This window comes from Streptomyces sp. NPDC088252 (assembly GCF_044740965.1).
Classification (GTDB): Bacteria; Actinomycetota; Actinomycetes; order Streptomycetales; family Streptomycetaceae; genus Streptomyces.
In genome coordinates this window covers 306,892-318,911 of the sequence record NZ_JBIURS010000003.1, presented here as the reverse complement: position 1 = coordinate 318,911, position 12,020 = coordinate 306,892, and the positions used below count along the sequence as shown (strand labels likewise).

At 71.4% G+C, this 12,020-nt stretch carries 12 protein-coding genes; 7 read left to right on the top strand and 5 right to left on the bottom strand.

The features are described from left to right. Window positions 1-160 precede the first annotated feature (160 nt). Complete coding sequence (locus tag ACIOHC_RS08450) at window positions 161-1,495, top strand: MFS transporter (RefSeq protein ID WP_351072355.1); 1,335 nt, start codon at window positions 161-163, stop codon at window positions 1,493-1,495. A 77-nt stretch (window positions 1,496-1,572) separates the two neighbouring features. Here ACIOHC_RS08450 and ACIOHC_RS08445 read toward each other — a convergent pair whose 3' ends face one another. Further along, the gene (locus ACIOHC_RS08445; protein WP_351072356.1) at window positions 1,573-1,950 is read right to left on the bottom strand and encodes a Uma2 family endonuclease; all 378 of its coding nucleotides are present in this window, start codon (window positions 1,948-1,950) and stop codon (window positions 1,573-1,575) included. Between the two features lie 98 nt (window positions 1,951-2,048). Between ACIOHC_RS08445 and thpR the strand changes: the two genes are divergently transcribed. Further along, complete coding sequence (gene thpR / locus ACIOHC_RS08440) at window positions 2,049-2,621, top strand: RNA 2',3'-cyclic phosphodiesterase (RefSeq protein WP_351072358.1); 573 nt, start codon at window positions 2,049-2,051, stop codon at window positions 2,619-2,621. 247 nt (window positions 2,622-2,868) lie between these two features. On the opposite strand, the gene ACIOHC_RS08435 is transcribed toward thpR, so the two are convergent. Further along, window positions 2,869-3,648: an alpha/beta fold hydrolase gene (locus ACIOHC_RS08435; RefSeq protein WP_401842006.1), complete on the bottom strand. Its 780-nt coding sequence runs from the start codon at window positions 3,646-3,648 to the stop codon at window positions 2,869-2,871. Between the two features lie 89 nt (window positions 3,649-3,737). Here ACIOHC_RS08435 and ACIOHC_RS08430 point away from each other — a divergent pair, with 89 nt between their 5' ends. Further along, window positions 3,738-4,262, top strand: a complete 525-nt coding sequence (locus ACIOHC_RS08430; protein WP_351072361.1) for a PadR family transcriptional regulator — start codon at window positions 3,738-3,740, stop codon at window positions 4,260-4,262. 155 nt (window positions 4,263-4,417) lie between these two features. On the opposite strand, the gene ACIOHC_RS08425 is transcribed toward ACIOHC_RS08430, so the two are convergent. From ACIOHC_RS08425 to pip, 3 genes are all read right to left on the bottom strand, one after another. Then, window positions 4,418-5,413 carry an aldo/keto reductase gene (locus ACIOHC_RS08425; RefSeq protein ID WP_401842002.1) on the bottom strand — a complete coding sequence of 332 codons (996 nt, stop codon included), beginning with the start codon at window positions 5,411-5,413 and terminating at the stop codon, window positions 4,418-4,420. 125 nt (window positions 5,414-5,538) lie between these two features. Further along, window positions 5,539-7,833, bottom strand: coding sequence for an N-acetylmuramoyl-L-alanine amidase (locus ACIOHC_RS08420; RefSeq protein ID WP_401841999.1), 2,295 nt, complete (start codon window positions 7,831-7,833; stop codon window positions 5,539-5,541). 321 nt (window positions 7,834-8,154) lie between these two features. Continuing rightward, on the bottom strand, window positions 8,155-9,150 hold the full coding sequence (gene pip / locus ACIOHC_RS08415) for a prolyl aminopeptidase (RefSeq protein ID WP_401841996.1): 996 nt from the start codon (window positions 9,148-9,150) through the stop codon (window positions 8,155-8,157). 150 nt (window positions 9,151-9,300) lie between these two features. Between pip and ACIOHC_RS08410 the strand changes: the two genes are divergently transcribed. The 4 genes from ACIOHC_RS08410 (at window position 9,301) to ACIOHC_RS08395 (ending at window position 11,971) form a co-directional block, all read left to right on the top strand. Beyond that, on the top strand, window positions 9,301-9,723 hold the full coding sequence (locus tag ACIOHC_RS08410; RefSeq protein WP_351072815.1) for a hypothetical protein: 423 nt from the start codon (window positions 9,301-9,303) through the stop codon (window positions 9,721-9,723). 100 nt (window positions 9,724-9,823) lie between these two features. Beyond that, window positions 9,824-10,279, top strand: a complete 456-nt coding sequence (locus ACIOHC_RS08405; protein WP_351072368.1) for a MarR family transcriptional regulator — start codon at window positions 9,824-9,826, stop codon at window positions 10,277-10,279. After that, a complete protein-coding gene (locus ACIOHC_RS08400; RefSeq protein ID WP_351072370.1) occupies window positions 10,276-11,148 on the top strand; it encodes an ATP-binding cassette domain-containing protein in 873 nt (290 codons plus the stop codon). The genes ACIOHC_RS08405 and ACIOHC_RS08400 overlap by 4 nt, the downstream gene beginning before the upstream one ends. Beyond that, window positions 11,108-11,971 (top strand): ABC transporter permease, encoded by an 864-nt coding sequence (locus ACIOHC_RS08395; RefSeq protein ID WP_351072372.1) that lies wholly within the window; start codon window positions 11,108-11,110, stop codon window positions 11,969-11,971. The genes ACIOHC_RS08400 and ACIOHC_RS08395 overlap by 41 nt, the downstream gene beginning before the upstream one ends. Window positions 11,972-12,020 lie beyond the last annotated feature (49 nt).

Below are 12,020 nucleotides of genomic sequence, written 5' to 3'. Positions count from 1 at the left end.
GGCGGGGTCGGGGGGGGCGCGGGGGCCCGGGCGGCGCCCGGTGGTGCCGACGCCCCCCCCCGTGGCGGGGGGGGGGGGCGGCGGGGCACGGCGGGCCCCCGTCCGCACCGTCGCATCCCGTCAGTCAGCGAAACGTATATGCCCGAGGAGGCGAACCCTTTTGAGTACGGGATCCGGAGCAGACTCCGCCCCCGCACCGACTTCCACCCACGAGAGCACGACCGGCGGGACCTTCTCGTCGCTGAAGATCCGTAACTACCGCCTGTTCGCGACGGGCGCCGTGATCTCCAACACCGGTACCTGGATGTCCCGCATCACGCAGGACTGGCTGGTCCTCAGCCTCACCGGGTCCGCCGCCGCCGTCGGCATCACCACGGCCCTCCAGTTCCTTCCGATGCTTCTCTTCGGCCTGTACGGCGGCGTCATCGCCGACCGTCTCCCGAAGCGGAAGCTTCTTCTTGTCAGCCAGGCGGCACTCGGCCTGTGCGGGATCGCCCTCGCGGTGCTCACGCTCTCAGGCGTCGTCCAGGTGTGGCACGTCTACCTCATCGCGTTCCTGCTCGGCATGGTGACGGTCGTCGACAACCCGGCCCGTCAGTCGTTCGTCTCCGAGATGGTCGGCCCCGCCCAGCTGCGGAACGCGGTCAGCCTCAACTCGGCGAACTTCCAGTCCGCCCGGCTCATCGGCCCGGCCGTCGCCGGTGTCCTGATCACCACGGTCGGCAGCGGCTGGGCCTTCATGTTCAACGGCCTGTCCTTCGCGGCCCCGCTCGTCGGCCTGATGCTGATGCGGACGAGCGAGCTGCACAAGTCCGTCGTCGTGCCGCGCGCCAAGGGCCAGCTGCGCGAGGGCCTGCGCTACGTCTCCGGCCGCCCCGAGCTGATCTGGCCGATCGTCCTGGTCGGCTTCGTCGGCACGTTCGGGTTCAACTTCCCGATCTGGCTCACGGCCTTCGCGGACGAGATCTTCCACGGCGGCGCCGGGATGTACTCGTTCTTCAACATCCTCATGGCGGCCGGCTCCCTCGCGGGCGCCCTGCTCGCCGCCCGCCGCCGTTCCTCGCGGCTGCGGATGCTGGTGGCCGCGGGCACGGTGTTCGGTCTGCTGGAGATCATCGCGGCCCTGTCGCCGTCCGTCTGGCTCTTCGCGATCCTGCTGGTCCCGATCGGCATGATCGGCCTGACGACCAACATCAGCGCGAACACGAGCGTCCAGATGGCCGCCGACCCGGCGATGCGCGGCCGGGTCATGAGCCTGTACATGATGGTCTTCGCCGGCGGTACGCCGGTGGGCGCCCCGATCGTCGGCTGGATCAGCGACGCCTACGGGGTCCGTACGGGCATGATCGTCGGCGGTGCGTTCTCGCTGGTGGCCGCGCTCGGTGTCGGCTTCATGCTGGCCCGCGTCGGTGGCCTCCGGCTCCAGGTCGACCTCCGGCCGGGCCGCCCCCATGTGCGGTTCGTCCCGCGCGAGGAGCTGGCCACGGCGGCCTGAGGACCGCCCGTGCGGCACACGGCACGGCCCCGACCGGGTGGGTACCGGTCGGGGCCGTGCCATGTGCCGGGGCGCGGTCAGTCGCGGGGGAACTCACCGGTGTGGAGGACCGGGCCCACCGGAGTGTCGGTGAGGTCGATATCCGCGCCGAACAGCACGGTCGGCTTGGATCCGTACACGCCGTTCGCGGCGCTCCGGAAGACGTGACACGCGCCGCTGTACGGGTCGGCGATCAGATGGACAGGAACGCCTGCCGCGGCGTACGCGTCCTTCTTCGGCCCGTAGTCGTTCGCCGCCGCGGTGCCCTTCGAGATCACCTCGGCCACGAACTCCACACCCTCGGACAGCCAATTCCCCTTGCTGTCCTTCGGGGCATCCTCCTTCAGTGCCAGCACGTCCGCCGCGAATCCGTTGAGATGGCCGGGACCGATCCTGTCGCTCGCTACGACGGTCACCGTGGCGCTCCTCCCCGCTGCCGCAGGCGCGGACGGTCGCCCGGTCCAACGTTACGTACGGAGCCCGGGACATGCCCTCACGGTGCGACACTCGGCCCATGAGCCGTCTCAGACTCTTTGTCGCCGTTGTGCCGCCCGACCAGGCTGTCCAGGAACTGCGCAGTGCCGTCGACCCGTTGCGCGGGCTCCCCGGTGCCGGGAAACTGCGCTGGACCGGTACGCCCGGCTGGCACTTCACGCTCGCGTTTCTCGGGTCCGTGGACGAGGAACTGCTGCCCGAGCTGGACGAGCGTCTCGGACGGGCGGCCCACCGTACCGAGCCCTTCCCGCTGCGCATCCACGGCGCCGGGCGATTCGACGGGCGGGCGCTGTGGGCGGGGGCCGCGGGTGGGACCGACACGTTGCGGCTCCTGGCCGAGCGGGCCGGCGCCGCCGCCCGCCGCGCCGGCATCCCGATGGAGGAGCACCGCCGCTACAGCGCGCACCTCACCCTCGCCCGCAGCCGCACCGAGGCCGACCTGCGCCCCTTCGTCGAGGCTCTCGGAGACTTCGAGGGCACCCCGTGGGAGGTCGGCGAGCTGGCCCTCGTACGCAGCAACCTGCCGGTCGCCGGGGTGCCGGGGGAGCAGCCGCGGTACGAGACGATCGCATCCTGGTCGTTGGGCCACTGAGAGCGGCGGTTACGCTCGAAGGGTGGATCCGAAGACCAGAAACCGCATCATGGCGGCCGTGCTCGTGCTGATGTTCGTCGTCGTCGCCGTGGCTGCCGCCGTCGGACAGTGACGTGTAGGGGCGGCGTGCGGATGGACGGTGAGGGCGTACGCGCCTCTCGTTCGGGTCCAGAAGGCGTACGCCCTCCTCGTCCGGGTGCAGGGGAGCGGGCCCGAGCCCGCCGCGTCCGACCGGGCGCCCCTCGGCCTACGGCCTGGTGAGGGCCGACGCGGTCGCCTCGGCGAACGCCTCCGGGTTGTCCAGCATGATGTTGTGCCCGCACTCCGGGATCGCCACGACCCGCACCCCGTGCTGGATCAGCGTGTCCTCGCCGGGCAGCGGCCCGTCGTCCAGCGGCCGCAGATACGTACGCGGGATCTCCAGGTCCAGCAGGAGCTCGCGCATCGTCGGCGTCGTTCCGCGGGCGAGATGCACCGCGGTGCGGTGCAGCGCCTCGGGCCCCGCGAGGCGCATGGTCGCCCACCAGTGGGGCCCCACCCGGTCGCGCACCTCCTCCAGGCCGCCGGTCAGGAACTCCTCCTCCGTGCAGGCGGCGATGCCACTGCTGCCCGGCCGCGCGGGGTCGGGGGCAGCCGGATCCAGATTGGCGTCGACCAGCACCAGCCGGGCCACCAGGTGCGGGTGGCGTGCCGCGAGCACGATGGCCACCGCGCCGCCCATGCTGTGCGCGATCACGTCCGCGTCGTGCGCGCCGGCCGCCTCCAGGGCCGCCGCCACCGCGTCGGCGTGGTCTTCGAGCGTGTAGCCGAACCCCGTGGGGCGGTCACTGATGCCGAAGCCGAGCAGGTCCATGAGCAGCGAGCGGCTGTCGGCCAGCAGGGGATGGGTGGCGCTCAGGGTGAAGTAGGGACCGGACGAGGCCCCCAGTCCGTGCAGATAGACCCGGGTACGGGACGTGCCGGGGCGGCCGGGCAGTTCCACCCACCGGATGCGCGCGCCGTCGGCCGTCACCTGAGCGTCCTGCATGTCTCCTCCTCCTGTCCGCACCGTGCGTAAAGCATCGGAGCAACTATATATCGGCATCGAGGTATAACGTCATCGGGGATGATACCCACATGCTGGAACTGGCCATCCTGGGATTTCTGTACGAGCAGCCGCTGCACGGGTACGAGCTGAAGCGTCGGGTCGCCCACCTCACCGGACACGTCCGCCCCATCGCGGACGGCACGCTGTATCCGGCGATCAAGCGCCTGGAGCGAGCCGGATGGCTGGAGCGCCGGACCGAGCCGGGCAGCAGGGCCGCCCCCCGCCACACCCTGACCCCGACCGAGCGGGGACGCGAGGAGCTGCGGCGCCGGCTGCGCGAGGCCGACGACGTGGAGATCAGCGACGAGAACCGCTGGTTCACGGTCCTCGCCTTCCTGCGCCATCTGGAGTCCCGGGCCGAGCAGGCGGAGGTGCTGCGGCGCAGGCTCGCGTTCCTGGAGGAGCCGAGCAGCTTCTTCTACGAGGGCGAGCGACCGCTCGGCGCCGAGGCGTTCGAGGACCCGTTCAGGCGGGGGCTGTTGCGGATCGCCCGCGCGACCAGCGAGACGGAGCTGGGCTGGCTCGGGGAGACGCTCAAGGAACTCGACGCCTGAGGGCTGTCCCGTAATCCCTGGCGGGCGCACGACGACGGCTACGGCACCTCGCCGCGTCGTCGGACACACAACGGGCCGCCGTCGCCCTCGCCCCCGAACGGGGACGGGGCAACGGCGGCCCGTGCATGCCGGACGGACAGTCCGTCAGACCGCCCTCACCAGGCGAACGCCTCCGGCGACGGTCCCGGCCCCGGGAAGATCTCGTCCAGCGCGGCCAGCAGCTCCGCCGAGAGGTCGAGATCCAGGGCCCGCAGCGCCGAGTCCAACTGCTCCTGGTTGCGCGGCCCGACGATCGGCCCCGTGACCCCCGGCCGGGAGAGCAGCCAGGCCAGACCGACCTCGCCCGGCTCCAGGCCGTGCTTGTCGAGCAGGTCCTCGTACGCCTGGATCTTCTCGCGCTGCGCCGAGTCCCGCAGCGCGTCCGCGCTGCGGCCGGAGACCGAGCGCCCCGCCGTGCCCTCGCGCTCCTTCTTCAGCACACCGCCCAGCAGACCGCCGTGCAGCGGGGACCACGGGATGACCCCGAGGCCGTACTCCTGGGCGGCCGGGACGACCTCCATCTCGGCGCGGCGCTCGATCAGGTTGTAGATGCACTGCTCGCTGACCAGGCCCAGCGAGCCTCGCCGGGCCGCCAGTTCATTGGCCTGGGCGATCTTGTAGCCGGCGAAGTTCGACGAGCCCGCGTAGAGGATCTTGCCCTGCTGCACCAGGACGTCGATCGCCTGCCAGATCTCCTCGAAGGGGGTGTTCCGGTCGACGTGGTGGAACTGGTACAGATCGATGTAGTCCGTCTGGAGCCGCTTCAGCGACGCCTCGACCGAGCGCCGGATGTTCACGGCGGAGAGCTTGTCGTGGTTGGGCCAGGCCTCGCCGTCGGTGCCCATGTTCCCGTACATCTTGGTGGCCAGGACCACCTTGTCGCGGCGTTCGCCGCCCTGGGCGAACCAGGTGCCGATGATCTCCTCGGTACGGCCCTTGTTCTCGCCCCAGCCATAGACATTCGCGGTGTCGAAGAAATTCAGACCCGTGTCCAGCGCCGCGTCCATGATGGCGTGGCTGTCCACCTCGTCGGTCTGCGGGCCGAAGTTCATGGTGCCGAGGACGAGGCGGCTGACCTTGAGTCCGGTGCGTCCGAGCTGCGTGTACTTCATGGGCACCAAGCCAACGCCTTCGAGTCCGCTCGAAGCAAGGGCGACCCCGAACGCGTCCTGCCCCCGGCGGAGGAGTACCGGGGGCAGGAGCGTCATGCGAAGGTGCGACCGAACGCGTCAGGCGGTCACTTCAGGTACACGATCCCGTCGGTGGTGACCGTCGGCCGGCCCGACGTGGCCACGACGACGATCTTGACGGTGTGCTTGGCGCTGCTGGTCCAGTTCTGCGTCCACAGGGCGTCGCGGTACTTGGTGGTACTGGACTTCAGGTCCACCGTGGACACCTTCGCGCCGTCCACATAGACGTACACCTGGCCGGAGGTGGCGGCCCTGGAGACGACCAGGGCGACCGAGCGGCCGGTGAACGTCCAGCTCAGGCTCGCGTTCTTGGACGAGCTGGAGTACGACTTGCCGCCGAGGTAGCTGGACGAGGACTTCGTCGTCCAGGTGCCGGTCTTCGTCGCCGAGCTCTCCTGGACGATGACCGGTGTGCCGGAGACGGACGCGGTGCCGGTGTTGCCCGCCTGGTCGTACGCGGTCATGGCCCAGCTGGTCGCCGCCCCCGACTTCGCGGTGTGCGAGGCGCTGGTGGTCGTCGGCCCGTAGGTCTTGGCGACCGGGGCGGTGAGCCTGACCTCCTTGAGCGAGGCGGCGTCGGTGGCCTTCCACTTCAGGGTGACCGGGACGGCCGTGGTGTTCACCGTGCCGGTGCGCAGGGCCAGGCCGGGCTTGGTGGTGAAGGCGGGCGCCGTCTGGTCGGCGACCACGGTGGCCGCCGCGGACGTGCTGACCTTGCCCGATTGGTGGGTGGCGCGGACCTCCACCTTGTGGGTGCCGACGGCCAGCGTGGCCTTGGCCGAGGTGGCGGTGCCCGCCGTGGTGGCGACGGACTTGCCGTCGACCAGCAGTTCGTACTTGGAGACGAACGCGCTCGGGGTGGTCGCCGACCAGCCCACGGTGACCGCGGACCTGGTGTAGTACGTCGTGCCCGAGAGCCCGGCGCCGGTCACCGACTTGATGGCCAGTCCGGTGACGGGTCCCGCGGCGAGGCCGCGGATCGCGGGCAGCTGTCCGTACAGCTTGGTGCCGGGGCACTCGGTCGCGAAGCCGTCGCGGTGGCCGGAGATCTGCTTGAAGGAGTACTGCGTACCGGCGATGAACCTGGCGCCGGCGAGGTTGCCGCCGGTGGCGCCCGCGGTGAGCATGGTGCTGCCCGCCGGGTCGCCCTTGTACTGGCCGAGCTTCCACGCGGCGAGCCGGGCCACCGAGGTGGTCACCGCGTTCGGGGCGGCCGAGTCCGTGTACGTGCCGAGGACCGCGATGCCGGCCGTCTGCCGGTTGAAGCCGTAGGTGTGCGCGCCGAAGACCGGCCGGTCCACGCCGCCCTTACGTCCCTCGAAGATCGTGCCGCACTTGTCGACCAGGAAGTTGTAGCCGATGTCCTTCCACTTCTCGCTCTGGACGTGGTACGCGTACACGCTGCGCACGACGGCCGCGGATTCGGCGCACGTGTAGTTGTTGGTCCCGGCGGTGTGGTGCACGAAGACGGCCTTGACGGTGTCCGTGTACTCCGGGGCCTCCGGGCTGATCGACTCGTCGGCGCCCCAGCCCGCGCGCGGGGTGATGGGCGGCTTCGGCACGGTCGACGGCGGCGCGGGCGGCAGGGTCTCGGCCGGGGACGAACTGCCCGACGGAGAAGGGGTCGGGCTCGCCGGGGGAGTCGTGGCGTCCGTGGCCGGGGCGGACGGGGACGGTGACGCAGGGTCGGTCGGCGGGACCTCGACGGGCGGTTGTGTGGCCTCGCCGGGCGCGGGCGGCGCGGGCGGCTCGGGCGTGACCGGGTCCGAGGGGTCGTCGGTCGGATCGGTCGAGGGGGCGTCCTCGGGGAGGTCGGCGGCGAAGGCGGCGGGTTCCGCGTCCAGGGTGCCGGTCCGCCCCGGGTCCACGGTGTCCAGCCGCAGCCCGGCGGGCAGCTTCGTGGAGACCTTGCCCCCCGCGTTGATCCGTACCTCGACACCGTTGGACGGGCCGACCCAGCGCGGCTCGGTGCTCCCTCGCACGCCGGACCGGCCGGTCTCCGCGCGCCCGTCGACGTCGGTTTCGAGCGGCAGCCACGACGTCCACTTCCCGTCGGCGGCGGACCGGGTCCGTACCTCCACGGCTCCCGCGACCTTGGCCGCCGGGTCGGTCCAGGTGACACCCAGCATGCTGAAGGGCTTGGTGTCCCGCTTGCCGAGCACGGCGGTGGTGCCGTCGCCGTCGACCTTCAGCGCGGTCGCGCGCACATCGGTCCTGGCCGGTCCGGACTTGGCGTCCGAGTCCGTCGAGGGATTGCCCGTCACTCCCTCGAAGACCAGGACACCCGCCACGGCGGACGTGGCCACGGCAGCCGTGATCCAGATTCTCTTCTTCGATCTCAAGTCGTACCCCAGGGATCGTTTTGGACGGTCGTTTCGTCACGCGCTGCGTCAGGCGACAGCACCGGTCGTCACAAGACCAGTGGGGGGTACGAGTGCCGTCGCGCGCATACAGCGAAGACACAGCTTGCCATGTCCGGAAACCGCCGTGTCTACGCGGGTGGCACGGGGCCCGTCCGGGGAGCGCCGGGAGCCGGGATCCGGCCGAGTCCCATCGGGCCGGTTGCCACTGCTTTCGTACGTCGGGCCGGTTGCCGGTGCGCCGATGCCCCTCCACAGACCGGTGGCGCCCCGTCTCCGCCACCGGTTCCTGTACGCCGTGCGTCAGAAACGGTCCGGCGGGGGCTGGTGCGCGAACCGGTCCAGAGCCGCCAGCACCGCCCGGCTCGTCGCCGGGCCGCCCAGATGCCCCGAACCGTCGATCACGGTCAGTTCCGCGTCCGGCCACGCCTTCGCCAGTTCCCATGCGGTGATCAGTGGCCCGCCCAGGTCGAACCGCCCGTGCACCAGCACACCCGGAATTCCCGCCAGCCGCCCCGCGTCCCGGATCAACTGCTCCTCCTCCAGCCAGGCGCCGTGCGAGAAGTAGTGCGAGCAGATCCGCACCAGTGCCTGCCGGGCCCGGCCGGGGCGCCCGCTGTACGGCGGCGGTCCGGTGTTCGTCTCCTGGGAGAGCACCGCGTCCTCCCAGGCGCACCAGTCGGTGGTCGCCCTCTCCCGTACACCGGCGTCGGGGCTCTCCATCCGCCGGGCGTACGCGGCGAGGATGTCCGCCGTGGCATCGCTCCGGGCCTCCGGCACGCCGACCCGGAACAGGTCCCACGCCTCGGGGAAGATCCGCCCGGCGCCCCGGTACAGCCAGTCGATCTCGCTGCGCCGGGTCGTCGTGACCGCCGGGATCACGATCTGCGAGACCCGCTCCGGGTACTGCTCGGCGTACGCGAGGATCAGTGTCGAACCCCAGGACCCGCCGTACAGCAGCCAATTGCCGATCCCGAGGTGGTCGCGCAGCCGCTCCATGTCGGCGATCAGCCGGTCGGTCGTGTTGAACCGCATGTCGGTGGCGGGGTCGCTCGCGTGCGGGGTGGAACGGCCGCAACCCCGCTGGTCGAAGAGGACGACGCGGTAGCGGTCCGGGTCGAAGTACCGCCGGGACCGGTCGGTGCACCCCGACCCCGGACCGCCGTGCACGACGAGCGCGGGCCTGCCGCGCGGATTGCCGCACACCTCCCAGTACACGAGGTTGCCTTCCCCGACATCGAGCATGCCGTGCTCGTACGGTTCGATCGGCGGGTACTTCTCGTCGGGCTCGCGGTCCATGGCGCGGCGGCTCCTTCGACTCGGCGGGCAAAGGGGCCAGAGTAGGGCGGGCGTAGCCTGAGCGCTGTGAATTCCGCACCCCGGGCACTGGCCGTACTGAATGATCTGCTCGCCACCGTGTCCGCCGAGCAGCGCGGCGCCTTGTGGTAACTGGCCGAGAGCGGGCGCGAGTTGGACGCCAACCTCGTACGCCTTCCGGCGGGCGCCGAGGTCGGTGAGCATCAGGAGGACGTCCTGGACGTCCTGCTCGTCGTCGTCGCGGGAAGCGGCCGGGTCGTGGCCGGGGGCGACGTGACGGACCTGACCCCGACCGCGGTCGTCCGGCTGCCCCGTACCTCGCGCCGCGCGCTCGTCGCGGGGCCGGAGGGGCTGGCGTACGTGACCGTCCACCGTCGCCGCCCCGGCCTGATGATCAAGTCCGCGGCGCCGTCCCGGGCCGCGTCCCCGGCGGCGTACGAGGGCGGCGAGGCGCCCTGCATGCTGGACCGGGTCCGCCCTGGGTGCGGCCGGCTCTCGCAGGACCCCGAGCCGGTGTTCTGCAGCCGGTGCGGGGGGCGGTTCACGGAGGGGTGAGCCCACGGTTCCGGGCGGTCGGACGGAGGGGCGGACCGCTCCTCCGTCCGGACCGCTCCACATGGGGACATTAGCTCGTATACGGAGCTAAAATGGGCAGATGGCGGCGGGTGATCTCCCCGATGAGCTCGCCGGACTCCTGCCCCGCATCCAGAGGCTCGCCCGGCGACGCCTGTGGAGCGGTCTGAGCGTCCCCCGGGTGCGAGGGGCGCACGCCGAGCTGCTGCGGCTGGTGGCCGCCGAGCCCGGCCTCCGGGTCTCGACGGCCGCGCGCCAACTCTGTCTCGCGGCCAACTCGGTCAGCACCCTGGTGAACCACCTCGTCGCCGAAGGACTGCTGCGCAGGGAGAAGGACCCCGGCGACGGACGCGCCGCGCTGCTGTACCCGACCCCCGCGGGGACCGGGAGGCTGCGCGACTGGCACGCCCGCCGCGAGGCGCTCTTCCGCGAACACCTGGCCGGACTGGACGCGGCCGACCGGGCGGCACTGACCGCCGCGCTCCCGGCCCTGCGCAGACTCGCCGACTCGCTGCGCGAAGGAGATGAGATCGCGTGACCACGGAGACCACGCCCGCCCTCAACTGCACCGGGCTGAGCTACAGCTTCGGCGACGCGAAGGCCGTCGACGGCCTGGATCTGCTGGTCCGCCCGGGGGAGGTGTTCGGCCTCCTCGGGCCCAACGGCGCGGGCAAGACCACCACCCTGCGCGCGATCACCACACTGCTGCCCGTACCGCCCGGCGTCATCGAGGTGTTCGGCCAGGACGCGGCCCGGCACAGGATGGCGGTGCGGCGTCTGCTCGGTTACGTGCCGCAGCAGCTGTCCGCCGATGCGAGCCTCACCGGCCGGGAGAACGTCCAGCTCTTCGCCCGCGTCTTCGACGTGCCCCGCCGTCGGCGTGCCGCGCGGGTCTCCCAGGCCCTGGACGCGGTCGGCCTCGGCGAGGTCGCGCACCGGCTCGTCGCCACGTACTCCGGCGGCATGGTCCGCCGCCTCGAACTCGCGCAGGCCCTGGTCAGCGCGCCCCGGCTGATGATCCTGGACGAGCCCACCATCGGCCTGGACCCGATCGCGCGGGACAGCGTCTGGGACCGCATCACCGAGATACGGATCGGCACGGGCATGACCGTGCTGGTCACCACGCACTCCATGGACGAGGCCGACCAGCGCTGCGACCGGCTCGCGCTGATGCACCTCGGCCGGCTGCGCGCGCTCGGCACCCCTGCCGAGCTGAAGAAGGAACTCGTCGTCCACCGCCGGGACTCCGACGGGACGGGCCTGCCGCCGCCGTCCCTGGAGGACGTCTTCCGGTACCACTCCGGGCGCGGACTGGACGACCCCGGTTCCGGCTCCGGTTCCGACGAAGGGAAGGGAGCGTTCCGAGATGTCCGCCGTACCCGTCGCACCGCATCCCGCCTCGGCTGAGTCCGGCCCTCCGGAACAGCGCTTCGCGTTGCTGCTGACCCCGCCACCGCCCCGCACCGGCTGGCGCGTCGTGCCCGCGCGCGTCATCGCGATGTGCGTCGTGGAAATGCAGAAGCTGCGCCACGACCGCACCGAGATCTACACCCGCGCCGTCCAGCCCGCCCTCTGGCTGCTGATCTTCGGCGTGACGTTCTCCCGTATCCACGCCATCCCGACCGGCGGCGTCCCCTATCTCGACTTCCTCGCGCCCGGCATCATCGCCCAGTCCGCCATGTTCATCGCGATCTTCTACGGGATCATGATCATCTGGGAGCGGGATTCCGGCGTCCTCACCAAACTCATGGTCACCCCCACGCCCCGCACCGCCCTGGTGACGGGCAAGGCCTTCGCCGCCGGGGTGAAGGCGGTGATCCAGGCCGCGGTCGTCATCGTGATCGCCGCACTGATCGGTGTCGGCATGACCTGGAACCCGTTGCGGCTGCTGGGTGTGGTCGTGGTCGTCGTGCTCGCCTCGGCGTTCTTCTCCTGCCTGTCGGTGTCGATAGCCGGGATCGTCCTGACCCGTGACCGCTTGATGGGCATCGGCCAGGCCATCACCATGCCGCTGTTCTTCGCGTCCAACGCGCTCTACCCGGTCGCCCTGATGCCCGGCTGGCTCCAGGCCGTCAGCAGGGTGAACCCGCTGAGCTACGAGGTCGACGCCCTGCGCGGGCTGCTCATCGGCACCCAGGCGCACCTCGGCCTCGACCTCGCGGTCCTCGCCTTCGCGGCACTGGTGGGCATCGTGGCCGCCGGTTCACTGCTGGGCCGCCTCGCCCGCTGACCGGCCCTCCACGCCGGAAAATCATGTGGAGTCGGGTGCCACGGGCGGA